Raw genomic sequence first — 26,093 nt, forward strand, 5'->3', positions numbered from 1 at the left:
GCGAGCGCGGACGGGCCGTCAGCGGTAGGCGGACTCGCCGGTGATGGCCTCACCGAGGATCAGGGTGTGGATCTCGCTGGTGCCCTCGTAGGTCAGCACCGACTCCAGGTTGTTGGCATGCCGCAGCACCGGGTACTCGGTGGTGATGCCGTTGGCGCCGAGGACGGTCCGGGCGCTGCGGGCGACCTCCAGCGCGGTGCGGACGTTGTTGAGTTTGCCGAAGCTGATGTGCTGCGGGCGGGCGGCGCCCTCCTCCTTGAGGCGGCCGATCCGCAGGGCGACCAGGTAGGCCTTCTCGACCTCCAGCATCATTTCGACCAGCTTCTGCTGGGTGAGCTGGAAGCCGGCGATCGGACGGTCGAACTGGATCCGGCTCTTGGCGTAGTCGAGGGCGGCGGTGTAGCAGTCGCGGGCGGCGCCGACGGTGCCCCAGAGGATGCCGTAGCGGGCCTCGTTGAGGGAGGACAGCGGGCCGCGCAGGCCGGTGACGCCGGGGAGCACGGCGTCGGCGGGCAGGACGACATCGTCGAAGGCGAGTTCGCTGGTGACGGAGGCGCGCAGGGACAGCTTGCCGTGCACGTCGGTGGCGGTCAGGCCGGGGGTGTCGCGCTCGACCAGGAAGCCGCGCACGCCTTCCTCGGTCTGCGCCCAGACGACGGCGACGTCGGCGATGCTGCCGTTGGTGATCCACATCTTGCTGCCGGACAGCACCCAGTCGCCGCGCTCGCCGCCCTTGCGGACGGCGCGGGTGCGCATGTTGGCCGGGTCGGAGCCGAAGTCCGGCTCGGTGAGGCCGAAGCAGCCGATCAGTTCGCCGGCGGCCATGCCGGGCAGCCAGCGCTGCTTCTGCTCCTCGGAGCCGTAGGCGTGGATCGAACGCATCGCGAGCGAGCCCTGGACGGAGACGAAGCTGCGCAGCCCGGAGTCGGCCGCCTCCAGCTCCATACAGGCGACCCCGTACGCGACCGCCCCGGCGCCCGCGCAGCCGTAGCCGTCGAGGTGCATGCCGAGCACGCCGAGGGCGCCGAGTTCGGGGGCGAGCTCGCGCACCGGGACGGTGCCGTGCTCGAACCAGTCGCCGATGTGGGGGCGGATCCGCTCCTCGGTGAACCTGCGGACGGTGTCGCGGATCAGCCGCTCCTCGTCGGAGAGGAGGTCGCCCACGGCGAGCAGGTCGGCGGGGTCGATCCGGGTCGGCTTCGTCATCGAAGCTCCTTGTAGTCTCGGCGGAATGCTCGGCGTTCGACTGGGGTCCGAGTACCGGCGAGTATCGCGCACGCGGCCGGGAGTCGGGCGGACACGAGCGCGTGAGGAAAACGACACGGGGACATGGGGACGCGGGGAGGCGGGAGATGACGCGGCGCTGGGCACTGGTCGTCGAGGAAGTGGTGGGGGTGGGCAAGGACCGGACCTGGGGCAACCAGGTGCTCGCCGAGGTCGTGGGCACCCGCGAGGAGGCCGTCGAGGAGTTGAGGCGGATCGCCCCGACGTTCACCCCGCAGCACCCGATGAGCCCCCGGCACCAGATGCTGCTCCGGGACGGCGACACCTTCCTGCTGATCTCCCGGGGGAGCATGCGCGACTACCACTGCGTGTTCCGGGTGTGGGAGTTGCTGTGGGACAGCAAGCGGCCGGAGGTGCAGGCGGACGCGAACGGATGACGGCGAACAGATGACAGATTTCAACATCTGTTATCTGTTCGCTGAAAGTTGTCATCTGTTCTCGGTTCGCGGTTCACTGCTCACTGTTCGTTGTTCGCTATTTGGCCGTCCACCGTCACCCCACCCCACACAGGCGCAGCAGCGCCGTGGTGGCCGCGCCGGCGACCACGACCAGGGGGAACGGCGCCCGGCGCAGCGCGAGCACCCCCGCGACCAGGACGCCCGCCGGGCGGGCCCGGCCCGCGAAGCCGTGCCCCTGCGTCAGTGCGCCGGTCGCGACCAGGGCGACCAGCAGTACCGCCGCCGCGACGGCCAGCAGGTGCCGCACCCGCTCGGAGAGGGCGAGCCGGTGGCCGAGCAGCGGCCCGGCCAGGCGGAACGCGTATGTCCCGGCGGCCAGCAGCAGGACGGCGTAGAGCGGCATCATCGGACGACCTCCTTCGGCACGGACTCCCCCGCGGCCGCCCCGTCGACGACCGGTTCGGCCGCCCCGCCTGCGGCCGGCCTTCCCGCGAACAGCAGCCCGACCAGGGCCAGCAGCACCGGCAGCCCGGCGGGGACGTACGGCGTCGCCGCGACCGCGGCGACGGCGCCCACCAGGGCGGCGGTTCGGGTTCGGCGGTCGGTCAGCGAGGGCAGCACGAGGGCGAGCAGCACGGCGGGGAAGGCCGCGTCCAGGCCCAGCGCGTCGGTGTCTCCGATCAGTCCGCCCGCGAGCGCCCCGAGCAGCACGGAAACGTTCCACACCACGAACAGCGCGATCCCGCAGACCCAGAACACGGCGCGGCGCCGCCGCCCGTCGTCCTGCTGCAGCACGAACGCGGCGGACTCGTCGGTGATCAGCTGCGCGCCGATCAGCCGCCGCCACCAGGGGCCCTGGAGCACGTCGGCGACGGTGAAGCCGAAGGGCAGCAGCCGGGCATTGAGCACCAGGCCGGTGGCGACGGCCGCGAGGGCGCTGCCGCCGGAGAGCACCACGCCGACCGCCGCGAACTGCGAGCCGCCGGCGAAGACGAGGACGGACATGGCGAGCGGCACCCACAGGGGCAGGCCACCGGAGACGCTGATCGCGCCGAAGGAGGCGCCGACGAGCGCGTCGGCGAGGCAGACCAGGGCGATGTCACGGAGAGTGGCATGCTCCAGGGTTCGAAGGAGCGAACGCATGTCCACGAGAGTGAACCCATCCGGCATGGTTCGTCAAGGCGAACGAGGAGACCGACAGGGCGAACGGCAGGGTGAACAGCAAGGCGCTCTCGACGGCCGTGGCAGCATGAACGCCATCAGCAGTCGGAGCGGGAGCCCGAAGGAAGCGTGAGCGGCGAGCATGACTGACCCCCTGACCACCCCACCCATCGGCCCCACGGACTCCTCCGGCCCCACCGGCCCGACCGGCACCGAGCTGATCGGCCAGATCGCCGCCTCGATCCGGCGCGAGCGCGAACGCAGCGGACTGTCGATGGCCGAGCTCGCCCGGCGCGCGGGCGTCGCCAAGTCCACGCTCTCCCAGCTGGAGTCCGGCGCGGGCAACCCCAGCGTGGAGACGCTCTGGGCGCTCGGCGTCGCGCTGAACGTGCCGTTCAGCCGGCTGGTCGACCCGCCGCGCCCGGTGGTCAAGGTGATCCGCGTCGGCGAGGGCCCGGTGACCCACTCCGAACGGGCCGACTACGCGGCCACCGTGCTCTCCTCCTGCCCGCCGAACGCCCGGCGCGACATCTACCGGATCGAGGCGCAGCCGGGCGAGACCCGCGCCTCCGACCCGCACATGCCCGGCACGGTCGAGCACGTGATGATCGGGAAGGGCCGGGCGCTGGTCGGCCCGTCCACGGAGCCGGTCGAGTTGGGCCCGGGCGACTACATCAGCTACCCGGGCGACGCCCCGCACGTGTTCCGCGCGCTGGCGCCGGACACCCTCGCGGTGATCGTGATGGAGCACATCTGACGGTCCGTCAGGATGGCTTCAACAGCCGGTCCAGGAAGGGGTTTCCGAAGACCCTGTGCGGGTCGTGCCGGTCCAGTACGGCGACCGCCTCGTCCCAGCCGGGGCCGCCGCCGGCGCGCAGGCTCTCGGGGATGACCCGGTCGAGCAGGTCCGGGTCGGACCAGGCCGCGTCGGCGGTGTAGGCCCAGCCCTTGGACCATTCGACCCGCAGGCCGGCGCGGGCGCCGTCGAAGGTGCGCAGCAGCCACTGTTCGAGGTCGCGGGCGAAGCGTTCCAGCCCGGGGGTGCCGGGGAAGGCGAGGACGTCGAGCCAGAGCGCGGTGTCCCACTCCGGGCGGTCGGCGCGCGGGCGCAGCGCGGACAGCAACGGCGGCCGGGCGCCGGGGACTTCGCAGGTCGCGGGGTCGTCCAGGCCGGTGACGCGGATCTCGACCGCGCCGTTCACGGGGTACTCGCCGCGGTCCCGGTACTCGTCGAGCAACGTCCGGTAGTGGCCGGCGAATTCGGCGATCGCCCACTGCAGGTCGGCGCGCCGGAGGAGGATCGCGTAGCCGTTGGCAGTGACCCGCAGGGTGGTGGGGCGGACGTAGTGGAGCAGGGCGCGCGACGGCCCCCAGAGGTCGGAGCGCAGGCCGCCGGCGAGCAGGTGGGTGATCAGTTCGCCGGAGAGCAGGTCGCGCAGGGCCGTGCCGGAGAGCAGGACGTCCGTGAGATCGCCGGTGAGGGCCACTTTGGCGATGAGGTGCTGGAGTTGACCGAAGAGCGGGGCCGATCCCCAGGCGCCGCCGACGAGTTCGCCGACGAGTCGGGCGACCGGTTCCGGAATGCTGTCCGAGAAGGGGTAGTTGTAGGGCCGGTCGACGGCCCGGGAGGCGAGCGGCTTGGCCGGGGAGACGCTCCAGGTCTTGAGCCAGGGGAAGTCCGTGTAGGCGAACCAGATGGCCTCGGCGCGGCCGTCGCGGTCGACGAAGTCGGCGAAGGTGCGTGGGCTCGCACCGCCGGCCGAGCCGCCCAGCAGGCCTCCCAGCAGTCCCCCTGCACCATGGCCGCCATTGTCACCGCTGTCGCTGCCGGCGGGGTGGGCGAAGAGTTCGCTCGCCGGGATGTCGAGCCGGCTGACGCAGCGCAGCGGCCGGTCGGTGCCGGCCCGCAGGACGACCTCGGTGAGGAAGGCGCGGCCCAGGTGCACGAGGAAGGCGGCGCTGTCGGCCTCGTCGCGTTCGAAGGTGCGCAGCGTGTAGCGGCCGGTGGCCGGGTCGAGGACGACGGCGGTCAGCCGGACCACCTGGTTGCTGACCGAGCCGTAGCCGTGCCCGTGCGGCCGGGTCTCGCCGGCGGCGGCGACGGCGGTGCCGTGGCCGCCGATGGCGAGCGCGCCGCCCACGGTGATCTCGCCGGGCGCCGGGCAGGCGGTCAGGCCGAGTCCCCGGTCGGCGAGGTGGGCGAGCAGGGCTTCCATGGTGGCGCCGGTCTGGGCCCGGACGGTGGTGGGTGAGTCGGCGGTGAGGGCGGTGAGGTGGCGGCTGGTGTCCACGATCAGGACGCGGGTGCTCGCCCGGGTGCCGTCCGTGACGGTGAGCGGCGCCCAGGTGTGCCGGTAGCCGGAGGCGCGCAGCCGCCAGCCGTTGGCGTGGGCCCAGTCGGCGAGGGCGGGCAGTTCCTCGGGGGTGCGGGGTGCGCAGGTCCACAGCTGGTCGGTGCGGATCTCGCCGGACCAGTTCTGGAAGACCCGCCGGTACGGCTCGGTGCCGACCGGCAGTGCGGGCGGCACTGGTGCTGCGGGCGTGGCGGGGGCGGCGTGCGTGGGGGTGGCGGCCTCGGCGGCGTCCGGGCCGATGGTGCCGCGCAGCAGCCAGACCGCGCCGCCGAGGGCGGTCGAGGCGCCGAGCAGTCGCCGCCGGGTGAGCCCGCGCTCCCGGCTGCTCCCCCGGCCGCCCGCTGCGTCGTGTGCGCCGTGCTCGGTGGCCATCCGCCTGCCCTCGGTCCCTCGCTGGTCACGGCGCCGACCACCGGGCCGGGCCGCTGTGCTGGTCGCCCGGGGCAGGAATGCGACGGGCCGGGGCGGCGGTGTCCCGCCGACCCGGTGAGGAGCGTACGAATCGCCGTACGGCGGTTTGAAGCGGTCCGGCCGCTTTCTCACCCCTTCGGGTGAGTACGGCCCCAACCGCCGGACAGGTACGCGGCCGCCGGTGTCAGCGCGGCGCCGCGTGTTCCTCGGCGATTGCTCGTCGGGCCGGTCCGTCCTCGCCACCTCCACCGGGGTCACCGGCGCGTTCGGCGGATCGCCCCGCCCGTAGCAGGACAGCCCGGAGCGGCACGGCCTGTAGCGGCACAGCCAGGAGCAGCACGGCCCGCCGGCGCGCCGCGGCCCGGGGCGGAAATACCCGGGGCCCGCGCGCGGCTGTCGTGATCGGAAGACCCGTTCCGGGCCGCCGAGGCCCGTACAGGAGGTGCAGCGCGCGATGACTGACGAGCGGAAGCCGCAGGAGTACCGGATCGAGCACGACTCGATGGGCGAGGTGCGGGTGCCGGCCACGGCGAAGTGGCAGGCGCAGACGCAGCGGGCGGTGGAGAACTTCCCGGTGTCCGGTCAGCGGCTGGAGCGGGCGCACATCGCCGCACTGGCCCGGATCAAGGCGGCCGCGGCACGGGTGAACGCCGGACTGGGGGTGCTGGACGGGGAGACGGCGGCGGCGATCGCGGCGGCGGCCGAGGAGGTGGCCGAGGGACGCTGGGACGACCAGTTCCCGGTCGACGTGTTCCAGACCGGCTCGGGCACCTCGTCCAACATGAACGCCAACGAGGTGATCGCCACGCTGGCCGCCGAGCGGCTGGGCCGGCCGGTCCACCCGAACGACCACGTGAACGCCAGCCAGTCGTCCAACGACGTGTTCCCGTCCTCGATCCACATCGCCGCGACCGCCGCCGTCACGCACGACCTGATCCCGGCGCTGGAGCATCTGGCGGAGGCGCTGGAGCGCAAGGCCGCCGAGTTCGCGACGGTGGTCAAGTCCGGCCGCACGCACCTGATGGACGCCACGCCCGTCACCCTCGGCCAGGAGTTCGGCGGCTACGCGGCGCAGGTGCGGCACGGGCGGGAGCGGCTGCTGGCGACGCTCCCCCGGGTCGCCGAACTCCCGCTCGGCGGAACGGCGGTGGGCACCGGCATCAACACCCCGCCCGGGTTCCCGGCGGCGGTCATCGAGGAGGTCGCCCGCACCACGGGCCTGCCGCTGACCGAGGCCCGGGACCACTTCGAGGCGCAGGGCGCGCGGGACGCGCTGGTCGAGCTGAGCGGCCAACTGCGCACGGTGGCGGTCGGGTTCACGAAGATCGCGAACGACCTGCGGTGGATGGGCTCCGGGCCGCGCACCGGCCTCGGCGAGATCAACCTGCCGGACCTGCAGCCCGGTTCGTCGATCATGCCGGGCAAGGTGAACCCGGTGCTGCCCGAGGTGGTGCTGATGGTCGCCGCCCAGGTGGTCGGCAACGACGCGACGGTGGCGACGGCCGGCGCGAGCGGCAACTTCGAGCTGAACGTGATGCTCCCGGTGATCGCCCGCAACGTGCTGGAGTCGGTGCGGCTGCTCGCCAACAGCGCCCGGCTGCTGGCGGACCGGACGGTCGACGGCATCACCGCCAACGTCGAACGGGCCCGGGAGTACGCGGAGTCCTCGCCCTCGGTGGTCACCCCGCTGAACCGGTACATCGGGTACGAGGAGGCGGCGAAGGTCGCCAAGCAGGCGTTGGCGCAGCGCAGGACGATCCGCCAAGTGGTGCTGGAGCGCGGCTACGTGGAGCGGGGCGAGCTCACCGAGGCGCAGCTGGACGAGGCGCTGGACGTGCTGCGGATGACGCGCCCGTAGCGGCCGGCGGCCCGCCCCGGGGGATCGGGGGCGGGCGTGCGCCGGGGCGCGGTGGGCCGTTCGGGCCCTCCACGCCCCGGACGCGGGCTGCGGGGAAGATCAGCCCCTGGCCCGGCCGGCGCGGCCGAGCCGCATCGAGGCTCCGTTCGCCGTCATGGTGGCCATCGAGAGTGCCGCGAGTCCGAGCAGGAACATCACGGCGCCGACGATGACGCAGGTGACGATGTTCTTGCCGTGTGCGACGGAACCGGAGACGGCCCAGGGGGAGATGATCGTCCAGACGCCGAGCGCGGCGGCCGCCCAGGCCCTCGCGTGCGTGCGTTCGTAGGCCGATCCGTAGCCTGCCATCAGCGCCGTGTAGGCCAGACCCACGATCAGGCAGGTCACGGTCAGGGTGCTGAAAGCGGTGAAGCCGACGATCCATGGCGATGCCGCCAGGAAGAGGCCGGCCAGTACGGCCAGGGCTTCGACGCCCTGGGCGCGGGGGGTCGAGGTGACCCGCTCGTAGTGTTCACGTAGTTCGACGATGTCCGGATGGTGCTCCATGCCCGTCGGGATATGGGTTGCCACCGATACCACCTCCTGTGGTCCGGATGAGGGGCGCACACTCCCCGTGGAAGGCGCGTGCCCCGTACCCATTCTGTCCCTTCTTTATTGTTTTGCACCCGATTGCCCTAAATGATCGATAACCATCCGATCACGCCGGTGACCTGCGTCTCAACCCCGCGAGCCGCCATTGCCTATGCAACTCGTTGCATAGCAGGATGCGGGCATGGCACTGGAGCACGCGATCCTCGTCTCGCTGCTGGAGCAGCCCGGCTCGGGCTATGAGCTGGCCCGGCGCTTCGACCGTTCCATCGGGCGGTTCTGGACCGCCACCCACCAGCAGATCTACCGGGTGCTGCGGCGGATGGAGGCGGACGGCTGGATCGCCGCCGAGGAGGTCGCCCAGGACGGGCGGCCGGACAAGAAGGTGTACTCGGCGGCCGCGCCCGGGCGGGCCGCGCTGGCCGAGTGGCTGCGCGAACCGGTCGAGCCGGAGACCGTCCGGCACGAACTGGCCGTCAAGATCCGGGCCGCCGCCTTCGACGACCCGGCCGCGCTGATCTCCGAGGTCGAACGACACCGCGAGAGCCACGCCGCCCTCCTCGCCCGGTACCTGCACGGCGAGGAGCGGGACTTCCCCGACCTCACCGCACTCGACGCCCGACAGCAGCTCCAGCACGTCGTGCTGCGCGGCGGCATCGAGTACGAGCGCATGACGCTCGCCTGGCTCGACGACGTGCTCGCCACCCTGCGACGGCTCGCGGGACCGGGCGCGACCGCCGGCGCCCATGACGACGGCGCCGACACCGGCGCCGACGCCACCGACGCCGCTGACTGCGCCGCCGACCACGCCACTGACGGTGCCGCCGACGACGAACAGGATTCAACTTTCAGATGACAGAGTTTGAAATCTGTTCGCTGAAATCTGTCGTCTGACATCTGTTCGCTGAACTTTGTTCGCCGGGCCCCGTTCGCCGAACGGGGCCCGGCCACTCCCCTCCACCCGACCCTCAGGGAGCCCCCGATGCTCTTCAACCCGCGCACCTACGACCCCGCGCAGTTCGACGAGCCGACCCGCCGGCTGCTGCGCGCGACCGTCGACTGGTTCGAGACCCGCGGCAAGAAGGCGCTGATCGACACCTACATCGACCGCGCCTGGTACGCCGACTTCCTCGAATTCGCCGCCCGGGAGGGCCTGTTCGCGGAGTTCCTGACCCCGTCGTCGGCCGACCCGGCCAAGCGCTGGGACACCGCGCGGATCGCCGAGCTGAACGAGATCCTCGGCTTCTACGGCCTCGGCTACTGGTACACCTGGCAGGTCACCATCCTGGGCCTCGGCCCGGTCTGGCAGAGCGAGAACGAGGCCGTCCGTGCCCGCGCCGCCCGCCTGCTCGCCGAGGGCCACGTGATGGCCTTCGGCCTGTCCGAGCGCACCCACGGCGCGGACATCTACTCGACCGACATGATCCTCACCCCGGACGGCGAGGGCGGCTTCACCGCGACCGGCTCCAAGTACTACATCGGCAACGGCAACGTGGCCGGCCTGGTCTCGGTGTTCGGCCGCCGCTCGGACGTCGAGGGCCCCGAGGGCTACGTCTTCTTCGCCGCCGACAGCCGCCACGAGGCGTACCACCTGGTCAAGAACGTCGTGAACGCGCAGATGTACGTCAGCGAGTTCCGCCTGGAGGACTACCCGGTGCGCGCCGAGGACGTGCTGCACACCGGACAGGCCGCCTTCGACGCCGCGCTGAACACCGTGAACGTCGGCAAGTTCAACCTCTGCACCGCCTCGGTCGGCATCTGCGAGCACGCGATGTACGAGGCCGTCACGCACGCCGGCAACCGGGTGCTGTACGGCCGCGCGGTCACCGAGTTCCCGCACGTGCGGCGCGAGTTGACCGACGCCTACGCCCGCCTGGCGGCGATGAAGCTGTTCAGCGCGCGGGCCGTGGACTACTTCCGCACCGCCTCCGCCGAGGACCGCCGCTACCTGCTCTTCAACCCGATGACCAAGATGAAGGTCACCACCGAGGGCGAGAAGGTCATCGACCTGATGTGGGACGTCATCGCGGCCAAGGGCTTCGAGGCGGACACCTACTTCGACAAGGCGGCGAAGGACATCCGCGGCCTGCCGAAGCTGGAGGGCACCGTCCACGTCAACCTGGCGCTGATCCTCAAGTTCATGGGCAACTACCTGTTCGCGCCCGCCGATTACGCCCCGGTGCCGACCCGCCTGGACGCCACCGACGATACCTTCCTGTTCCAGCAGGGCCCGGCCCGCGGCCTCGGCGCGATCCGCTTCCACGACTGGCGCACCGCCTACGACCGGCACGCGCAGCTGCCGAACGTCGCCCGCTTCCGCGAACAGGCGGACGCCTTCTGCGAGTTGCTGCTGAAGAACGCCCCGAGCAAGGAGCAGCAGGCCGACCTCGACTTCCTGCTGGAGATCGGCCAGCTGTTCGCGCTGATCGTCTACGGCCAGCTGGTGCTGGAGCAGGCGGAGCTGACGGGCGTGGACGCCGACCTGCTGGACCAGATCTTCGACGCCCTGGTCCGGGACTTCTCCGCGCACGCCACCGAGCTGCACGGCAAGGCCTCGACGACCGAGGAGCAGGCCGCGTGGGCGCTGGCGAACGTGCGCCGGCCGGTCGCGGACGCCGAGCGCGCGGCGAAGGTGTGGGCGCGTGTCGAGGCGCTGTCGGGCGCGTACGAGATGCAGCCGTAGCGGCGCGCTCGTCCAGTCGGACCCCGGGGGTGCCGGTCGGCGGACCGGCACCCCCGGTTCGCCCGCTCCCGGGGTCCGGGGGCGGGTTCAGCCGTCTCCGAGGCCCATGTCGCGGGCCCGGGCGACCGCCTCGGCGCGGGTGGCGACGTGCAGCTTCTCGAAGATGTGGGTGACGTGGTTGCGGACGGTCTTCTCCGCGACCACCAGTTCCCGGGCGATCCGCCGGTTGTCGTGGCCGCGCGCGACCAGGTCGAGCACCTCGGCCTCCCGGGCGGTGAGTTCGGGGAAGAGCTGCCCGGCCTCGCGCATCTTGGCCCCGGCGAGCAGTGCGGTGATCCGGCCCGCGACCTCGCCGCCGAACACCGCGCCGCCGGCGGCGACGGTCCGTACGGCGTGCAGCACCTCCTCCCGCCCGGCGCCCTTGACCAGGTAGCCGCGCGCGCCGGCCTGCAGGGCGGCGAGCAGGTTGCCGTCGTCGTCCGACATGGTGAGCATCAGCACCGGCGGGGCCTGCTCCCGGACGGAGAGCCGGCGGACGGCCTCCAGTCCGGAGCCGTCCGGCAGCGAGAGGTCCATGATCACCACGTCGGGGCGGCTCCGGGCGACGGCCTCGGGCACGTCGGCGACCCGCTCGGCCTCGGCCACCACGGCGACGCCCTCGGCGCTCTCCAGTGCGGCCCTGAGCCCAGCCCGGAACAGGGGGTGATCGTCGACGATCAGTACCCGAACGGGCGGGGCGTCGGCCGCCTGGTCCGGGGATGTCACCGGCTGCTGTTCATCCACCTGGCCGACACTACCAGCGATGATCTCGTGACTTTCCGTGACATGCCCGGGGGGTCGGGGAGTCGTCCGCACGGCGGGCCGGCGCCGGCCGGTCAGCGGCACCGGCCGGTGCCGGGCCGTCCCCGCACCGGGCCGCCTCCGCACCGGGCCATCCCGCGCCGGATCCGAGACCGGTGCCTCAGGCGCCCGGGACACCGGGCGGCCGAGACTGGTGGCATGCGCCCGAAACCGTGAACGCCGGGCCGTCTGCGAGGTGGTGCCATGACCACGGGGATCCCTCCCCGGCTCCGTACGCCGGCCCAGCGACAGTTGACGGCCGCCGCGGTCGCCACCGCGGTGTGCCTCGTCGCGGGGACACTGTGGGCCTGCTATGTGCTCGGCCACCTCGGCGACCCGAACGTCGTCCACCCACGGAACCAACTGGCCACGCTGGTCTACGCCCTGCCGACCGCCGCCGCCGGGATGGTGCTGCACGCCCACCGCCCGGGCAGCCCGCTCGGCTGGGTGATGCTGGTGTACGCGCTGACGGCCGTCCTGCCGCTCGCGGCCGCCGCGCCCGTCTGGGTCGAGGTGTCCGATCCGGGCATCGTCGGCGCGGTGGCCGCCTTCAGCGCGCTGTGCGGCGTGGTCAACGTGACGCTCTTCTACGTGCTGCCGCTCTGGTTGCCGGGCGGGCGGCTGACGACGCGGCGCTGGTGGTGGTACGTCGGGGCGGTCGCGCTGTTCGTGATCCCGGAGATCGCCTGGCAGCTCGACCTCCAGAAGCTCTACGGGCGGCCCAACCCGCTGGCCGGGAACCCGCCGGCGGTCTTCTTCCGCCGCATCGCCACCGCCCTGTACGGCCACGACATGGTGATCAGCGAGTTCCTGATCGGCTTCGTCGCCCTGGTGCTGGTCGTCCGGCTGCTGCGGCCCGCCGGGCGGGCGAGCGGCCCGGAGCGCGCGGCGAACAGCGCGGGGCCGGCGGCGGGCGGCCCGAACGGGTCCGTGACCGGCGCGGACGGGGCGACGGACCGGGCGGCGGACGGCGCGACGGACCGGGCGGTGGGCGAGGCCCGGCGGCACCGGCTGCGGGTGGGCGCGATGCTCGCCGCGTACCTGCTCTGGGCGGGGATGCAGGACATGTACGAGCGGACCTGGACCTCCCACTTCTGGCTCAGCTACGCCCTGTTCTCCGCGGCCGGGCTGGTCTGGGCGGTCGCGGTCGGCTTCCTGGTCGTGCGCGACCACGGCTGGCGGCTGCACCGCGCGGCGCGCAGCGCGCTCATCGGCCTGCTGCTGGCCACCGGGGTGACCGTGCTCTTCGTGGGCGCCGCCGCCGCGACGTCCGGCTGGCTGCTGCCCGGGCGCGGCGGGGCGGCGCTCCTGCTGATCGCCCTGATGTACCTGTTCGGGGCGGCGCTGCCGCGGGCGGCGCGGCGGACGGTCGCCGTGGTGGACCGGCTCTACTACGGGGAGCGGGCGCAGCCGTACCAGGTGCTGCGGGCGCTGGCGGGGCGGGTGCGGCAGGTGGTCGACCCGGAGCGGCTGCCGGAGGCGCTGTGCGCGACGGTCGCCGAGGAACTGCGGCTGCCCGGTGTGACGTTGACGGTGACCACCCGGGCGGGGCGACGCGCGCTGGCCACCGCCGGCCGGCTGGACGGCCGCAGCCAGACCTTCGAGCTGGTCCACAACGGGCTGCCGATCGGCGAGTTGACGGTCGGGCTGCGGGCGGGCGAGGACCGGCTGGACGCCAGCGACATGGACATCCTGCGCTCGCTGGCCGACCAGGCCTCGCCGGCCGTCGCGTCGCTGCGGCTCCAGGAGGACCTGCAGGCGAGCCGGGAGCAGATCGTCGCCGCGCGGGAGGAGGAGCGGCGGTGGCTGCGGCGGGACATCCACGACGGGCTCGGGCCCGCACTGGCCGGGTTGCGGCTGCGGATGGACAACGCGGCCTCGGCGGCCTCGGCGGCGTCGTCCGCCGCCTCGGCCTCGGGTGCGGTCCCCGGTGCGGCCCCGGGCGCGGCGGGGGGCGCCGCGGACGGCGCTCTGGCGCGGACGCTGAGCGGGATCTCGGACGACCTCGGGATGGCGATCCGGGAGGTCCGCCGGATCACCGACCGGCTCGGGCCGGCGCCGCTCGGCGAGTTCGGACTGGCGCGCGCCGTCCAGCAGTTGGCGGGCACTTTCAGCGGGGCCGGGCTGACCGTGACGGCGGAGTTCTCGCCGGACCCGCTGCCGGAGCTGCCGGCGGCGGTGGAGGTCGCGGCGTACCGGATCACGGCGGAGGCGCTCAACAACGTGCTGCGCCACGCCCGGGCGCGGACGGCCAGGGTGACGCTGCGGGTGACGGACGAGGCGATGGTGCTCACGGTGCTGGACGACGGCGTCGGGTACCGGGAGGACGACGGCGGGGGCGGGGGCGCGGCAGACGGCCGCGGGGTGGGGCTGCGGTCGATGGCGGACCGGGCGGCGGAGATCGGCGGTCGCTGCACCGTGGGGCCGCTGCCGGAGGGCGGCGGGACGCAGGTGCTGGCGATGCTGCCGCGCGCGGCGGGCGGCGGTGGGGTCGGCGGGCAGGGGAACGGCGACGGGAGAGGGAACGGGCGGGGGAACGGGCGAGGGCACGGGCGAGGGCACGGGCGAGGGCACGGGAGCAGGAGCGGGGAACGGGCGGTGGATGACGGGTCCCGGGCGACAGACGACAGATGACAACTGACAGATAACAGATGTTGAAATCTGTCATCTGTCAGTTGTCATCTGTTCCGGCTTGGACCGGGTCGATCGGTGGTGGAGTCGAAGTCAGGCCGACCGGCTCCCGCTCAGCCCGACTTTCCGGGAGGCGGCGGGCAGTTGTCCGGCGAGCACCCGATGCCGCCGGCCGGCCCGGCGACACTCCCCGCCGTCATGGCGGCGGAGGACTCGGAGGAGCCGGCGCCGGACGCGGCCGAGGACGAGGCGGAGGCCGAGGACGAGGCGGAGCAGGCGCTGCGCAGCGCGGTGGCTGCCGCGATCACGCCGGTGACCACACCGGCCAGATAACTCAACTTGGAGGAGAAGGTCGTTTTCATGAGGTGGCCCTCCTGATCTGTCACCGGCGACCGATCCGGTCGGTCGCTTCGCTCATCACTGTGCTCAGGGGCCCGCCCCAGGCGCATGAGCCGGCCGTCCCGTTCCGGTCCCAGCCGCGTTCCAGGCACCGGGCGGGCCCGGTTCAGGGGTGGCTGCGGCGTTCGGCCCGGCGCCGCGCCCGGGCGGCCCGGGTGCCGGAGCGGGGCCGGGGCACCGCGAGGGTGAGGCAGAGCAGTTCCGCGCCGAGCGGTCCGGCCTCCAGGTGCAGCGGGCTGCCCCGGCGGGCCAGCAGGAGGTCGCCGTCCGAGGCCAAGTGGTCGGGCACGTCGGGGAGTCGGCCGACGACCGCGGCCCCGCGCAGCACGTGCAGGACGGTCTCGGTGTCGGGCCGGCCGGGGATGACGTGGTGGGCGCCCGGGCTCAGCCGCAGGTGGTCGAAGCTCTCGCAGGCGCTGGCGAGCATGGCCCGGCGGGCGAGCGAACGCACGCGCACGCGTTCGCCGTTGGGGCCGAGCACGATCATCGCGGAGCCGGTGTCGGTGGTGACGATCACTGGGGTTCGCCTCCTTCGAGGCGGCCGGTCCGGTCCGCGGCGGCGGGCGGGACGGCGAGGACGGCGTGGAAGTACTCAAGTCCGGCCGTCCCGGCGGTGAGGACGGTCCGGCTGCCGAGCGGCAGGACGACGGCGGTCCCCTCGATGAGGGGGATGGCGGCGTCGACCTCTTCGGCGTTCGCCAGGTCCTCGGGCAGGGCCGCGAGTCCTGAGCCGGCGGTGACGTAGAGGGCGTGTTCGACGCCGTCCGCGGCCACCTCGGTGCTGCGGCCCGGGTCGAGCCGTTGCAGTCCGACGCCGCGCAGCGGGCCGGCGAGCAGGCGTCCGGGGTCGACGGCGCCGCGTCGGCGCAGGTCGGTGATGACGGTGCCAGGCATCTCGGGGGCTCCTTCCGGGCGTCGGGCGGGCTGGGCGGCCCGCCCTCGGTCACCACGGTCCGTCGCCCGCCGTCCCGGCCGCACGGGGGTGCCGTCCCGATCCCGTCCCGCCCGGATCCCGTACGTATCCCGGCCGGATCCCGTTCACCTCCCGCCCGGGCCCGGGCGAATCCAGGGCGAATCCCGGGCGAATCCCGGGCGGATTCCGGGCGCATCCCGGGGCGATCACGGTCCGGTCCCGGCCCCCGTCGAGCGCACGGGCCACGCGGGCCACGCGGGGAGCCCAGGCGGTTCCGGCAGCACAGGCGGTGCAGGCCGCGCCCGGCGCGGGGGCTGTGCGCCGGGCGCACAGCAGCGCCGTGGGCGCCCCGGGAGCGGCCGGGCCCCGCGCCGACGTACGGTGGAACCCGGAGGCCGTGTCATGCGCGTCACCGCAGTCCACTTCACCGATCGCACCGACGCCGGCCGGCGGTTGGCCGCCCGGCTCGCCGGTCTCGAAGGCCTGGGCGGCCCCGGCACGGTGGTGGTGGCGCTGCCCCGCGGCGGGGTGCCGGTGGCGGCCGAGGTGGCGGCGGTGCTCGGCGCGCCGCTCGACCTCTGCGTGATCCGCAAGCTCGGCGTGCCGTACCAGCCCGAGTTGGGCATGGGGGCGATCGGCGAGGGCGGCGTCCGCGTGCTGAACGAGTCGGTGATGCGGGTCTCCGGGGTCACCGAGAAGCAGCTGGCCGAGGTGGAGCGGCGCGAGCGGGCCGAGCTCGCGCGCCGGGCCCGCCGCTACCGGGGGGATCGGCCGCCCCTCGAACTGCGCGGCCGCACGGTGGTCGTGGTGGACGACGGCATCGCGACCGGTTCGACCGCCCGGGCGGCCTGTCTGATCGTGCGGGCCCGCGGCGCGGCCCGGGTGGTGCTGGCGGTGCCGGTGGCGCCCGGGGACTGGACGGACCGGTTGGCGGGCGTGGCGGACGAGTTGGTGTGCGTCGGCACGCCGTCGCCGTTCTTCGCGATCGGCGAGTTCTACGAGGACTTCACGCAGACCGAGGACGAGGAGGTGCTGCGGCTGCTGGCCGAGGCCCGGCACGGGCGTCCGCGGCCCGCCGCCGCGGCCCCGTCCGGGAGCGGCCCGGTGGAACCCGGCCCGGTCGAGCGCGAACTGCTGCTGCCCGCCGCGGGCGTGCGGCTCACCGGCCTGCTGGCCGTCCCGGGCGCCGCCCGCGGGGTGGTGGTGTTCGCGCACGGCAGCGGGAGCGGGCGGCGCAGCCCGCGCAACCGGTACGTGGCCCGGTACCTGAACCGCGCCGGCCTGGCGACGCTGCTGTTCGACCTGCTGACCGAGGACGAGGAGGCGGACCGGCGCAACGTGTTCGACGTCGGGCTGCTGGGCGCGCGGCTGACGGCCGTCGCCGAACTGCTGACGGACGGCGGCGGGCTGCCGGCGAACGGCGGCGGGCCCGGCCCGCCGGAGACCCGCGGCCTGCCGCTGGGCCTGTTCGGCGCCAGCACCGGCGCCGCCGCCGCGCTGCACACCGCGGCCGCGCTCGGCCCGGCGGTGCGCGCCGTGGTCTCCCGGGGCGGCCGGCCCGACCTCGCCGGGCCGGACGTCCTGGCCCGGGTGGCGGCCCCGACGCTGCTCGTGGTGGGCTCGCTGGACGGCACCGTGCTGGACCTCAACCGGCGGGCCCGGGCCGGGCTGCGGTGCGAGAGCGAGCTGGCGGTGGTGCCGGGCGCGGGCCACCTGTTCGAGGAGCCGGGGACCCTGGACCAGGCCGCTGAGCTGGCCGGGGACTGGTTCCTGCGCCATCTGCCCGCCCGCGGAGCCGGGCAAACCCCGGTTGCGCACAGCTCGTGAATCACCCCACTCAGACCGTGCACTTTGCACAGTCGGGCCTGGGATTTCCTGATCAGCTTGTACACATTGAGCAGTGGAAATCCGACCTGTTGCCCAACCCTCCGGACAGGAGCAAGCTCTCCGCCAACCGCCCCGCCCACCCGTCGCGGCGCGGCCTCGATCCAAGCGGACGCCTCAGAGCCGAGGCCCGAAATGGAGGAACGACCGATGACCCCGCAGTCCCACGCCCTTGAGCTGACCCCCGAGGAGCGCGAGGCCGGTCTCGACACCGACCAGCTGCGCCGCCTCGTCGGCCTCGTCGAGCACGACCCGGCCAGCGACCCGTTCCCCGTCACCGCGCAGGACGCGGTGGTCTTCGTGGTCGGCAACGCCACCCAGACGGCCCAGTTCTACCAGGTCGTGTTCGGCATGGAGCTGGTCGCCTACTCCGGCCCGGAGACCGGCCGCCGCGACCGCAAGTCGTTCGTGCTCCGCTCCGGCTCCTGCCGCTTCGTGATCGAGGGCGGCGTCCGCCCGGACAGCCCGCTGCTGGAGCACCACCGCCGCCACGGCGACGGCGTCCTCGACCTCGCCCTGGAGGTCCCGGACGTCGACAAGTGCATCGAGCACGCCCGCGCCATGGGCGCCACCGTGCTGGAGGAGCCGAACGACGAGTCGGACGAGAACGGCACCGTGCGCCGCGCGGCCATCGCCGCCTACGGCGAGACCCGCCACACCCTGATCGACCGCTCCCGCTACCACGGCCCGTACCTGCCGGGCTACGTGGCCGCACAGAGCAAGGTGCAGCACCCGGAGGGCTCGCCCAAGCGCCTGTTCCAGGCCCTCGACCACGCCGTGGGCAACGTCGAGCTCGGCCGGATGGACGAGTGGGTCACGTTCTACAACAAGGTCATGGGCTTCGTGAACATGGCCGAGTTCGTCGGCGACGACATCGCCACCGAGTACTCCGCGCTGATGTCGAAGGTCGTCGCGAGCGGCAACCACCGGGTGAAGTTCCCGCTCAACGAGCCGGCGATCGCGAAGAAGAAGTCGCAGATCGACGAGTACCTGGAGTTCTACACCGGCCCCGGCTGCCAGCACATGGCGCTCGCCACCAACGACATCCTCACCACCGTGGACGTCCTGCGCTCGCGCGGCGTGGAGTTCCTCAACACCCCGGACGCGTACTACGACGACCCGGAGCTGCGCGAGCGCATCGGCAAGGTGCGGGTGCCGATCGAGGAGCTGAAGAAGCGCGGCATCCTGGTCGACCGCGACGAGGACGGCTACCTGCTGCAGATCTTCACCAAGCCGATCGGCGACCGCCCGACCGTGTTCTACGAGTTCATCGAGCGGCACGGTTCGCTGGGCTTCGGCAAGGGCAACTTCAAGGCGCTCTTCGAGTCCATCGAGCGCGAGCAGGACCGTCGCGGCAACCTGTAGCCGCAACCCGCAGCCGCACGGGCTGTAGCCGAGCGGCCGGTCGCCGCGGCGGGGCCTCTGGCCGCGGCGACCGCCGCCGGGGCAAGCTGTCACCGCCGCGGCGATCCCGTGGGCACGGTCGAGAAGGAGCAGGGAGCAGGGAGATGGCGTACTACCGGCAGCTGGGCAGCATCCCGCCCAAGCGGCACACCCAGCACCGCACACCCGAAGGCGGGCTGTACTACGAGGAGTTGATGGGCGAGGAGGGGTTCTCCTCCGACTCGTCGCTGCTCTACCACCGGGGCATCCCGTCCGCCGTGGTGAACGCGGTGCCGTGGGAGCTGCCGGACCAGTCCACGGTGCCCAACCACCCGCTGCTCCCCCGCCACCTCAAGCTGCACGAGCTGTTCGCGGGCCAGGAGTGGAAGTCCGCCGACGTCGTCGGCAGCCGCCGCCTCGTCCTCGGCAACGGCGACGTGCGGATCTCGTACGTCGCCGCCGGGGCGCCCAGCGAGCTCTACCGCAACGGGCTCGGCGACGAGTGCGTGTACGTGGAGTCGGGCTCCGGCACGGTCGAGACGGTCTTCGGCTCGATCGAGGTCGGCCAGGGCGACTACGTGATCATCCCGCGCGCCACCACCCACCGCTGGGTGCCGTCCGGGGACGAGCCGCTGCGCGCGTACTGCATCGAGGCGAACAGCCACATCACCCCGGTCAAGCGCTATCTGTCCAAGTACGGGCAGCTGCTGGAGCACGCGCCGTACTGCGAGCGGGACTTCCGCGGCCCGGTCGGCCCGCTCGTGGTCGACGCCCCCGGCGACGTCGACGTGCTGGTCAAGCACCGCGGCCCGCACGGCGTCGCGGGCACCCGCTACACCGTGCCGCACCACCCGTTCGACGTGGTCGGCTGGGACGGCTGCCTGTACCCGTACGCCTTCAACATCAGCGACTTCGAGCCGATCACCGGCCGGATCCACCAGCCGCCGCCGGCCCACCAGGTCTTCGAGGGCAACAACTTCGTGATCTGCAACTTCGTTCCGCGCAAGGTGGACTACCACCCGCTGTCGATCCCGGTGCCCTACTACCACGCCAACGTGGACAGCGACGAGGTCATGTTCTACTGCGGCGGCGACTACGCGGCGCGCAAGGGCTCGGGCATCGCCCAGGGCTCGATCTCGCTGCACCCCGGCGGGCACACCCACGGGCCGCAGCCGGGCGCCTACGAGCGCAGCATCGGCGCGGAGTTCTTCGACGAGCTCGCCGTCATGGTGGACACCTTCCGCCCGCTGGAGCTCGGCGAGGGCGGGCGGGCCAGCGAGGACGCCGACTACGCCTGGACGTGGGCGGGTCGGGGGCCCGGGCGATGACTGCCGAGTCCGTGATCCCGGAGCTGTTCCGCGCGCTGTTCGACGACGCGGCGGTGTTCCCGCCGGGGAACCTGCCGGTCGCCGAGGCGGTGCCCGCGCACCGCGCGCACCGCGCCGCCTGGTACGCCGAGGCGGTCGGCCCGCTCCTGTGCGGGGCGGGCCGGCTGGGCGAGTTGGCCGAGGCGGTGGCCGAGGCGGTGGCCGAGGACGCGGCCGGCGGCCGGCCACTGCGGGTCGGGCTCGTACTGCCGGGGGGCAGTGCGGAGTTGGCCCCGGCGCTCGCCGCCGCCGCGCCGTTCGAGGTGGCCGGCGTCGAACTCGCCACCCGGGACGCCGCCGAGGCCGTCGCCGAACTGGACCGGCTGCTGCCCCCGCACGTCCCCGCCGCCGTCGAGCTGCCGCGCGAACTCCTGCGCGGGGACGGCCTGGACGAGGTGCTGGACGTCCTGGTCGACAGCCCGTACCGGGCGAAGTTCCGCACCGGCGGCCTGGCCGCCGAGGCCTTCCCCGACGAGGCGGAGCTGGCGGCCTTCCTCACCGGCTGCGCGCGCCGCGGCCTGCCGTACAAGTGCACCGCCGGGCTGCACAACGCCGTTCGGCACACCGACCCGAAGACCGGCTTCGAGCACCACGGCTTCCTGAACGTGCTGCTCGCCGCGCAGGAGACCGAGCCGGCGGCGGCCGCGGCCGTGCTGGCCGAGCGCGACGGCGAGGCGCTCGCCAAGGCGGTGCGTACGCTGACTGATCGTCAGGTTACGGTGATCCGCAACTCGTTCACCGCGTTCGGCACCTGCAGCATCGCCGAGCCGCTGGCCGACCTGGCCTCGCTCGGCCTGCTGTCGGCCGGCCCACTGCCCCAGGAGGACCGTTGAGCACCACCCCCAGCAGCCCGCACAGCTGGCTCGTCAGCGCCCAGGACTCGCCGTTCGGCGTGCACAACCTGCCGTACGGCGTCTTCACGGCCGCCGACCAGCCCGGGCGGCGCCGGGTCGGCGTGCGTGTCGGGGACTTCGTGCTGGACGCCGGGGCCGCCGCCCGCGCGGCCGGCGCGCCGTCCGTCCTGCTCGACGCGGACTCGCTCAACCCGCTGATGGCGGCCGGTCGTCCGGTCTGGACGCAGGTGCGCGCGGACCTCACCACCTGGCTGACGGACGAGTCCTTCCGCGAGGCGCTGACGCCGGCCCTGCTGCCGGTGGGCGAGGTCGAGCTGCACCTGCCGTTCGAGGTCGCCGACTACGTCGACTTCTACGCCTCCGAGCACCACGCCACCAACCTCGGCAAGATCTTCCGGCCCGGCTCCGAGCCGCTCACCCCCAACTGGAAGCACCTGCCGATCGGTTACCACGGCCGGGCCGGCACCGTCGTCGTCTCCGGCACGCCGGTCGTACGGCCGCACGGGCAGCGCAAGGCGCCCGCCGACGCCGCGCCGACCTTCGGGCCGAGCCGGCGGCTGGACATCGAGGCCGAGGTCGGCTTCGTCGTCGGCACGCCCTCGCAGCTGGGGCGGCCGGTGGCGCTGGACGACTTCGACCAGCACGTGTTCGGCGTCTGCCTGCTCAACGACTGGTCGGCGCGCGACATCCAGGCCTGGGAGTACGTGCCGCTCGGGCCGTTCCTCGGCAAGTCCTTCGCGACCTCGATCTCGCCGTGGATCGTGCCGCTGGACGCGCTGCGGCACGCACGGGTCACGCCGCCGCAGCGCGACGTCGAGCCGCTCGCCTACCTGGACGACCGCGGCGGCGAGCCGTGGGGCCTGGACCTGGCGATGGAGGTCCGGCTGAACGGGCACCCGGTGTCCCGCCCGCCGTTCGCCACCATGTACTGGACGGCGCAGCAGCAGCTCGCCCACATGACCGTCAACGGCGCCTCGCTGCGCACCGGCGACCTGTTCGCCTCGGGCACCGTCAGCGGGCCGGAGCCGGACACCCGCGGCGCGCTGATCGAGCTGACCTGGAACGGCGAGAACCCGGTGAAGCTCCCGGACGGTACAACCCGCACCTTCCTGGAGGACGGTGACGAGGTCGTCATCACCGCCACCGCGCCGGGGCCGAACGGGACGGTCGTCGGCTTCGGCGAGGTCGCCGGGCGCGTCGGCTGACGCCGGGCCGGCGGCGGACGGCCGCGGACAAGTGACAGATGACAGCTGACAGATTTCAGATGATGAAATCTGTCGGCTGTCATCTGTTTTCTGTTTTCTGTTCTCCGTCTGCCGTCACCGGTCGGCGGTTCGTTACAGTCCAGCCCCGCCGGTGGCGTCGACCACCCGCCCGGTGACCCAGCGTGCGTCGTCCGAGGCGAGGAAGGCGACGATGTCCGCGATGTCCGCCGGCTGCCCGACCCGGCCGAGCGCGGCGAGCGAGGCCGCATGGGCCTCGGCCGCCGGATTTCCGCGCAGCCAATCCGCGTTGACGTCGGTGTCGACGACGCCGGGCGCGACCGAGTTGACGGTGATCCCGCGCGGCCCGAGCTGCTTGGCGAGGTTGAGCGTGAAGGTGTCGAGCGCGCCCTTGGTCGCGCCGTAGGCGATGATCTCCGGCATGGCCAGCCGGGCCGCGCCGCTGGAGACGTTGACGATCCGGCCGCCGTCGCGCAGCCGTTCCAGCCCGTGCTTCACGAGGAAGAACGGCGCGCGAACGTTGACCGCGAAGACCTCGTCGAAGCCCTCCTCGGTCAGGTCGGCGAGAGCGGCACTGCGCCCGATCCCGGCGTTGTTCACGATGATGTCGAGGCCGCCGGTCGGCGCGTGGTCACCGATCCGCGCATCGAAGGCCTCCCACAGCGCGGCGGCGTCGCCGTGCCGCCCCAGTTCGGCCCGCAACGCGAAGGCCTGGCCGCCGTCCGCGCGGATGCCGTCGACCACCTCGACCGCCGCCCGTTCGTCCCGTGCGTAGCCGACCGCGACGACGGCGCCGTCCCGGCCGAGCCGCCGGGCGATGGCCCGGCCGATCCCCCGGCTGCCGCCGGTGACCAGCGCCGTCTTCCCGTCCAGTGCGTTCCCGCCCATGCCGTGGCCCTCCCTGTCGGATTCCCGTGTCACTCGCATCAGCGACCCTCGATTTGTTGAGTGATCGCTCAAGAAAGAAGCTAGCACACACTTCTTGAGCGACTGCTCTAAAATCTCCTCATGGCCGAGACGACGACCCCAGCCGACCCAGCCGACCCCGCTGACCTGTCCGGCTCCTCCGGCCCCTCCGGCCCCGGCGCGCCCGCCCCGCCGGCCCGGGCGCGGCGCGGCCGTCCGCCCGCCTTCGACCGGGCCGAGGCACTGGCGGCGGCGACCCGGCTGTTCTGGGAGCGCGGCTACGAGGCGACCTCCGTCGCCGACCTCACCGCCGCGATGGGCATCCGGCCCGGCAGCCTGTACGCCGCGTTCGGCGACAAGCGCGCGCTCTTCGAGGAGGTCGTCCGGGAGTACGGGCGCTCCCCGGCCGGTGCGATCTTCGGGAAGGCCCTGGCCGAGGAGACCACCGCCCTCGCGACCTTCGCCCGCATGCTGCGCGACGCCGCCGCCGTCTACGCCGATCCCAGCCACCCGGCCGGCTGCCTGGTGATCAGCGCCGCCACCAACGTCTCCGTCCAGGACGCCGAGGTCCAGGCCCACCTGCGCGACCTGCGCAACGCCAACCTGCGGGTCTTCGAGGCACGGCTGCACGCCGCGCAGCGGGACGGCGAACTGCCCCCGGAGGCCGACCCCCCGGCGCTCGCCCGCTACTTCGCCGCGGTGATCCAGGGAATGTCCCAGCAGGCCCGGGACGGCGCCACCGCCGTCGAGCTGGCCCGCACCGCCGAACTCGCCCTGCGCGCCTGGCCCGGATAGCCGACCGGGACCGACGTCCCCCACGCCCCACCCGCCCCGGTACGGTGGACGGCGGAAGCCGACATCACCGAGGGGACGGGAGCGGGCCCGATGAGCGCAGAGCTGACGGCAGAGGTCACGACGGAGGTCCGGGCCTTCCTGGACGGCGGGCTCGGACGGATCGAGCTGAACCGTCCGCGCGCCCTCAACTCCCTGACCCACGCCATGATCACGGCCCTGCGCGCGACGCTGGACGCCTGGGCCGCGGACGACCGGGTGCGCGCCGTCGCCCTCACCGGCGCGGGCGGGCGCGGCCTGTGCGCGGGCGCCGACATCCGCGCGATGCACGACGACGCCAAGGCCGGCGGGGCCGGCACCCGCGCCTTCTTCCGCGACGAGTACCGGCTGAACGCGCTGATCGCCCGCTACCCGAAGCCGTACCTCGCGGTGATGGACGGCATCACCATGGGCGGCGGCGTCGGCCTGTCCGCCCACGGCGCCGTGCGGATCGTGACCGAACGCTCCACCGTCGCGATGCCCGAGACCCGGATCGGGCTCACCCCGGACGTCGGCGGCAGCTTCCTGCTCGCCCGCGCCCCGGGCGAGTTGGGCACCCACCTGGCGCTGACCTCGTCCTCGATGGGCCCCGGCGACGCGCTGCTGTGCGGGTTCGCCGACCACTTCGTGCCGTCCGCGCGCGTCCCCGACCTGCTCGCCGCGCTCGCGCGGAGCACCGACCCGGCCACGGCGGCTGGCGAGCTCGTCGCCGCGCACGCCGAGCCCGCGCCGGCCGCCGGGCTCGCCGAACAGCGCGACTGGATCGACGCCTGCTACGCCGCCGACACCGTCGAGGAGATCGTCGAGCGGCTGCTGAACTCCGGTGTGGCGGAGGCGAAGGAGGCCGCCGAGCTGGTCCTCGGGAACTCGCCCACCGCCGTCAAGGTCGCCCTCGCCGCGCTGCGCCGGGCCCGGACGCTGCCCTCGCTGGAGGCGGTGCTCGACCAGGAGTACCGGATCTCCTGCGCCGCACTGGAGAGCCACGACCTGGTCGAGGGCATCCGCGCCCAGGTGATCGACAAGGATCGCAACCCGCGCTGGTCGCCCGCCTCGGCGGCGGAGGTGACGGAGGCGGACGTCGCACGCTACCTCGCCCCGCGCACGGACGACGAGTTGGGCCTGGCCTGACGCGGCCGGTCTCGGCGGGGCGAGCGACTCGTGACCGGCGTCTCGCATGCCAAGACTGGCGCGAGGCGGCTCGCGTCGTGGATCGTTGGGGGGTCAGGGCGCGCCCCAGCGGCGCCGAGCAGCGGAAATGGGAGTCAACGGCGATGACCGAGGCCGATACGTACGAGACGATCCTGGTCGAGCGCAGGGGCCGGGTGGGCCTGATCACCCTCAACCGGCCCAAGGCGCTGAACGCGCTGAACACCCAGCTGATGAACGAGGTGGTCGCCGCCGCCACCGCCTTCGACCGGGACCCGGAGATCGGCTGTCTGGTGGTCACCGGCTCGGAGAAGGCCTTCGCGGCCGGCGCCGACATCAAGGAGATGCAGGGCAACCGGTTCCCGGACGTCTACCTGGACGACTGGCTGGGCCCGTGGGACCGCTTCGGCGCGCTGCGCAAGCCGGTGGTGGCGGCCGTGGCGGGCTTCGCCCTGGGCGGTGGCTGCGAGTTGGCGATGATGTGCGACGTGCTGCTGGCGGCGGACACCGCGAAGTTCGGGCAGCCGGAGATCAAGCTCGGCGTCATCCCCGGCATCGGCGGCTCGCAGCGTCTGACCCGGGCGATCGGCAAGGCGAAGTCGATGGAACTGTGCCTGACCGGCCGGATGATGGGCGCCGAGGAGGCCGAGCGCGCCGGTCTGGTCTCCCGCATCGTGCCCGCCGACCAGCTCCTCGACGAGGCCCTGGCCACCGCCGACACCATCGCGGCCATGTCCACCCCGGCGGCGATCATGATGAAGGAGGCGGTGAACCGCGCCTTCGAGACCACGCTGTCCGAGGGCGTGCGCTTCGAGCGCCGACTCTTCCACGCCGCCTTCGCCACGGCGGACCAGAAGGAGGGCATGACGGCCTTCGCCGAGAAGCGCCCGCCGAAGTTCGAGAACCGCTGACGACGGACTGCGCGCAACCGGCGCCTGACGGCTGACGGCTGACGGCTGACGGCTGACGGCCAGCAGTT

At 73.4% G+C, this 26,093-nt stretch carries 23 protein-coding genes and 1 pseudogene; 15 read left to right on the forward strand and 9 right to left on the reverse strand.

Translation table 11 applies throughout. From position 1 onward, the window contains the following. Window positions 1-18 precede the first annotated feature (18 nt). Window positions 19-1,206, reverse strand: a complete 1,188-nt coding sequence (locus ACPC54_RS06290) for an acyl-CoA dehydrogenase family protein (RefSeq protein ID WP_498961777.1) — start codon at window positions 1,204-1,206, stop codon at window positions 19-21. A 146-nt stretch (window positions 1,207-1,352) separates the two neighbouring features. Between ACPC54_RS06290 and ACPC54_RS06295 the strand changes: the two genes are divergently transcribed. Further along, the gene (locus ACPC54_RS06295; RefSeq protein WP_498961779.1) at window positions 1,353-1,661 is read left to right on the forward strand and encodes a hypothetical protein; all 309 of its coding nucleotides are present in this window, start codon (window positions 1,353-1,355) and stop codon (window positions 1,659-1,661) included. 115 nt (window positions 1,662-1,776) lie between these two features. Here the strand turns inward: ACPC54_RS06295 and ACPC54_RS06300 are convergent, their stop codons facing one another. Both ACPC54_RS06300 and ACPC54_RS06305 read right to left on the reverse strand, forming a co-directional pair. Continuing rightward, window positions 1,777-2,085: an AzlD domain-containing protein gene (locus ACPC54_RS06300; RefSeq protein ID WP_498962431.1), complete on the reverse strand. Its 309-nt coding sequence runs from the start codon at window positions 2,083-2,085 to the stop codon at window positions 1,777-1,779. After that, the gene (locus ACPC54_RS06305; RefSeq protein ID WP_498961781.1) at window positions 2,085-2,825 is read right to left on the reverse strand and encodes an AzlC family ABC transporter permease; all 741 of its coding nucleotides are present in this window, start codon (window positions 2,823-2,825) and stop codon (window positions 2,085-2,087) included. Before ACPC54_RS06305 ends, ACPC54_RS06300 begins: the two co-directional genes overlap by 1 nt. 292 nt (window positions 2,826-3,117) lie before the next feature. Here ACPC54_RS06305 and ACPC54_RS06310 point away from each other — a divergent pair, with 292 nt between their 5' ends. Further along, on the forward strand, window positions 3,118-3,600 hold the full coding sequence (locus tag ACPC54_RS06310; protein WP_498962433.1) for a helix-turn-helix domain-containing protein: 483 nt from the start codon (window positions 3,118-3,120) through the stop codon (window positions 3,598-3,600). 7 nt (window positions 3,601-3,607) lie between these two features. Here ACPC54_RS06310 and ACPC54_RS06315 read toward each other — a convergent pair whose 3' ends face one another. Next, window positions 3,608-5,569, reverse strand: a complete 1,962-nt coding sequence (locus ACPC54_RS06315; protein ID WP_498961783.1) for a cholesterol oxidase substrate-binding domain-containing protein — start codon at window positions 5,567-5,569, stop codon at window positions 3,608-3,610. 493 nt (window positions 5,570-6,062) lie between these two features. Between ACPC54_RS06315 and ACPC54_RS06320 the strand changes: the two genes are divergently transcribed. Beyond that, a complete protein-coding gene (locus ACPC54_RS06320; RefSeq protein ID WP_498961785.1) occupies window positions 6,063-7,466 on the forward strand; it encodes a class II fumarate hydratase in 1,404 nt (467 codons plus the stop codon). A gap of 99 nt (window positions 7,467-7,565) precedes the next feature. Here ACPC54_RS06320 and ACPC54_RS06325 read toward each other — a convergent pair whose 3' ends face one another. Continuing rightward, entirely contained in the window at window positions 7,566-8,012 is a 447-nt protein-coding gene (locus ACPC54_RS06325) for an SPW repeat protein (protein ID WP_498961787.1), read from the reverse strand. Between the two features lie 226 nt (window positions 8,013-8,238). On the opposite strand from ACPC54_RS06325, the pseudogene ACPC54_RS06330 reads away from it, so the two are divergent. Beyond that, window positions 8,239-8,781: pseudogene (locus tag ACPC54_RS06330) on the forward strand (PadR family transcriptional regulator); the annotation flags it as partial. A 255-nt stretch (window positions 8,782-9,036) separates the two neighbouring features. Continuing rightward, window positions 9,037-10,737, forward strand: coding sequence for an acyl-CoA dehydrogenase family protein (locus ACPC54_RS06335; RefSeq protein WP_498961789.1), 1,701 nt, complete (start codon window positions 9,037-9,039; stop codon window positions 10,735-10,737). Window positions 10,738-10,824: 87 nt separating this feature from the next. Here ACPC54_RS06335 and ACPC54_RS06340 read toward each other — a convergent pair whose 3' ends face one another. Beyond that, window positions 10,825-11,520, reverse strand: a complete 696-nt coding sequence (locus ACPC54_RS06340) for a response regulator (protein ID WP_498961791.1) — start codon at window positions 11,518-11,520, stop codon at window positions 10,825-10,827. 261 nt (window positions 11,521-11,781) lie between these two features. Here ACPC54_RS06340 and ACPC54_RS06345 point away from each other — a divergent pair, with 261 nt between their 5' ends. Then, window positions 11,782-14,211: a sensor histidine kinase gene (locus ACPC54_RS06345; RefSeq protein ID WP_498961793.1), complete on the forward strand. Its 2,430-nt coding sequence runs from the start codon at window positions 11,782-11,784 to the stop codon at window positions 14,209-14,211. A 141-nt stretch (window positions 14,212-14,352) separates the two neighbouring features. Then, entirely contained in the window at window positions 14,353-14,541 is a 189-nt protein-coding gene (locus tag ACPC54_RS06350) for a hypothetical protein (protein ID WP_498961795.1), read from the forward strand. Window positions 14,542-14,713: 172 nt separating this feature from the next. Here ACPC54_RS06350 and ACPC54_RS06355 read toward each other — a convergent pair whose 3' ends face one another. After that, the gene (locus ACPC54_RS06355; RefSeq protein ID WP_498961797.1) at window positions 14,714-15,124 is read right to left on the reverse strand and encodes a hypothetical protein; all 411 of its coding nucleotides are present in this window, start codon (window positions 15,122-15,124) and stop codon (window positions 14,714-14,716) included. Continuing rightward, window positions 15,121-15,501, reverse strand: a complete 381-nt coding sequence (locus tag ACPC54_RS06360; RefSeq protein WP_498961799.1) for a hypothetical protein — start codon at window positions 15,499-15,501, stop codon at window positions 15,121-15,123. Before ACPC54_RS06360 ends, ACPC54_RS06355 begins: the two co-directional genes overlap by 4 nt. 421 nt (window positions 15,502-15,922) lie before the next feature. Here ACPC54_RS06360 and ACPC54_RS06365 point away from each other — a divergent pair, with 421 nt between their 5' ends. The 5 genes from ACPC54_RS06365 to fahA all read left to right on the forward strand — a co-directional run bounded on the left by ACPC54_RS06365 (window position 15,923) and on the right by fahA (window position 22,213). Further along, entirely contained in the window at window positions 15,923-17,347 is a 1,425-nt protein-coding gene (locus tag ACPC54_RS06365) for a phosphoribosyltransferase family protein (protein WP_498961801.1), read from the forward strand. 207 nt (window positions 17,348-17,554) lie between these two features. Continuing rightward, window positions 17,555-18,769: a 4-hydroxyphenylpyruvate dioxygenase gene (gene hppD / locus ACPC54_RS06370; protein WP_498961803.1), complete on the forward strand. Its 1,215-nt coding sequence runs from the start codon at window positions 17,555-17,557 to the stop codon at window positions 18,767-18,769. A 143-nt stretch (window positions 18,770-18,912) separates the two neighbouring features. Then, window positions 18,913-20,115 carry a homogentisate 1,2-dioxygenase gene (locus ACPC54_RS06375; protein WP_498961805.1) on the forward strand — a complete coding sequence of 401 codons (1,203 nt, stop codon included), beginning with the start codon at window positions 18,913-18,915 and terminating at the stop codon, window positions 20,113-20,115. Continuing rightward, window positions 20,112-20,987, forward strand: a complete 876-nt coding sequence (locus ACPC54_RS06380) for a hypothetical protein (RefSeq protein WP_498961807.1) — start codon at window positions 20,112-20,114, stop codon at window positions 20,985-20,987. Before ACPC54_RS06375 ends, ACPC54_RS06380 begins: the two co-directional genes overlap by 4 nt. After that, window positions 20,984-22,213, forward strand: coding sequence for a fumarylacetoacetase (gene fahA, locus ACPC54_RS06385; RefSeq protein ID WP_498961809.1), 1,230 nt, complete (start codon window positions 20,984-20,986; stop codon window positions 22,211-22,213). Before ACPC54_RS06380 ends, fahA begins: the two co-directional genes overlap by 4 nt. A gap of 132 nt (window positions 22,214-22,345) precedes the next feature. Here the strand turns inward: fahA and ACPC54_RS06390 are convergent, their stop codons facing one another. Continuing rightward, the gene (locus tag ACPC54_RS06390) at window positions 22,346-23,119 is read right to left on the reverse strand and encodes an SDR family oxidoreductase (protein ID WP_498961811.1); all 774 of its coding nucleotides are present in this window, start codon (window positions 23,117-23,119) and stop codon (window positions 22,346-22,348) included. Window positions 23,120-23,239: 120 nt separating this feature from the next. Here ACPC54_RS06390 and ACPC54_RS06395 point away from each other — a divergent pair, with 120 nt between their 5' ends. The 3 genes from ACPC54_RS06395 (at window position 23,240) to ACPC54_RS06405 (ending at window position 26,025) form a co-directional block, all read left to right on the forward strand. Further along, window positions 23,240-23,932: a TetR/AcrR family transcriptional regulator gene (locus ACPC54_RS06395; protein ID WP_498961813.1), complete on the forward strand. Its 693-nt coding sequence runs from the start codon at window positions 23,240-23,242 to the stop codon at window positions 23,930-23,932. Window positions 23,933-24,022: 90 nt separating this feature from the next. Beyond that, entirely contained in the window at window positions 24,023-25,096 is a 1,074-nt protein-coding gene (locus ACPC54_RS06400; RefSeq protein ID WP_498961815.1) for an enoyl-CoA hydratase/isomerase family protein, read from the forward strand. Between the two features lie 143 nt (window positions 25,097-25,239). Beyond that, window positions 25,240-26,025, forward strand: a complete 786-nt coding sequence (locus ACPC54_RS06405) for an enoyl-CoA hydratase (RefSeq protein WP_498961817.1) — start codon at window positions 25,240-25,242, stop codon at window positions 26,023-26,025. Window positions 26,026-26,093 lie beyond the last annotated feature (68 nt).

The sequence above is a fragment of the Kitasatospora sp. NPDC094028 genome, from assembly GCF_049543595.1.
GTDB lineage: Bacteria > Actinomycetota > Actinomycetes > Streptomycetales > Streptomycetaceae > Kitasatospora.

Excerpts from the sequence above, each read along its gene's own strand:
- ACPC54_RS06290 (WP_498961777.1), bottom strand. The coding sequence starts at position 1,206 with ATGACGAAGCCGACCCGGATCGACCCCGCCGACCTGCTCGCCGTGGGC.
- ACPC54_RS06295 (WP_498961779.1), top strand. The coding sequence starts at position 1,353 with ATGACGCGGCGCTGGGCACTGGTCGTCGAGGAAGTGGTGGGGGTGGGC.
- ACPC54_RS06300 (WP_498962431.1), bottom strand. The coding sequence starts at position 2,085 with ATGCCGCTCTACGCCGTCCTGCTGCTGGCCGCCGGGACATACGCGTTC.
- ACPC54_RS06305 (WP_498961781.1), bottom strand. The coding sequence starts at position 2,825 with ATGCGTTCGCTCCTTCGAACCCTGGAGCATGCCACTCTCCGTGACATC.
- ACPC54_RS06310 (WP_498962433.1), top strand. The coding sequence starts at position 3,118 with ATGGCCGAGCTCGCCCGGCGCGCGGGCGTCGCCAAGTCCACGCTCTCC.
- ACPC54_RS06315 (WP_498961783.1), bottom strand. The coding sequence starts at position 5,569 with ATGGCCACCGAGCACGGCGCACACGACGCAGCGGGCGGCCGGGGGAGC.
- ACPC54_RS06320 (WP_498961785.1), top strand. The coding sequence starts at position 6,063 with ATGACTGACGAGCGGAAGCCGCAGGAGTACCGGATCGAGCACGACTCG.
- ACPC54_RS06325 (WP_498961787.1), bottom strand. The coding sequence starts at position 8,012 with ATGGAGCACCATCCGGACATCGTCGAACTACGTGAACACTACGAGCGG.
- ACPC54_RS06335 (WP_498961789.1), top strand. The coding sequence starts at position 9,037 with ATGCTCTTCAACCCGCGCACCTACGACCCCGCGCAGTTCGACGAGCCG.
- ACPC54_RS06345 (WP_498961793.1), top strand. The coding sequence starts at position 11,782 with ATGACCACGGGGATCCCTCCCCGGCTCCGTACGCCGGCCCAGCGACAG.
- ACPC54_RS06360 (WP_498961799.1), bottom strand. The coding sequence starts at position 15,501 with ATGCCTGGCACCGTCATCACCGACCTGCGCCGACGCGGCGCCGTCGAC.
- ACPC54_RS06365 (WP_498961801.1), top strand. The coding sequence starts at position 15,923 with ATGCGCGTCACCGCAGTCCACTTCACCGATCGCACCGACGCCGGCCGG.
- hppD (WP_498961803.1), top strand. The coding sequence starts at position 17,555 with ATGACCCCGCAGTCCCACGCCCTTGAGCTGACCCCCGAGGAGCGCGAG.
- ACPC54_RS06375 (WP_498961805.1), top strand. The coding sequence starts at position 18,913 with ATGGCGTACTACCGGCAGCTGGGCAGCATCCCGCCCAAGCGGCACACC.
- ACPC54_RS06380 (WP_498961807.1), top strand. The coding sequence starts at position 20,112 with ATGACTGCCGAGTCCGTGATCCCGGAGCTGTTCCGCGCGCTGTTCGAC.
- ACPC54_RS06390 (WP_498961811.1), bottom strand. The coding sequence starts at position 23,119 with ATGGGCGGGAACGCACTGGACGGGAAGACGGCGCTGGTCACCGGCGGC.
- ACPC54_RS06395 (WP_498961813.1), top strand. The coding sequence starts at position 23,240 with ATGGCCGAGACGACGACCCCAGCCGACCCAGCCGACCCCGCTGACCTG.
- ACPC54_RS06400 (WP_498961815.1), top strand. The coding sequence starts at position 24,023 with ATGAGCGCAGAGCTGACGGCAGAGGTCACGACGGAGGTCCGGGCCTTC.
- ACPC54_RS06405 (WP_498961817.1), top strand. The coding sequence starts at position 25,240 with ATGACCGAGGCCGATACGTACGAGACGATCCTGGTCGAGCGCAGGGGC.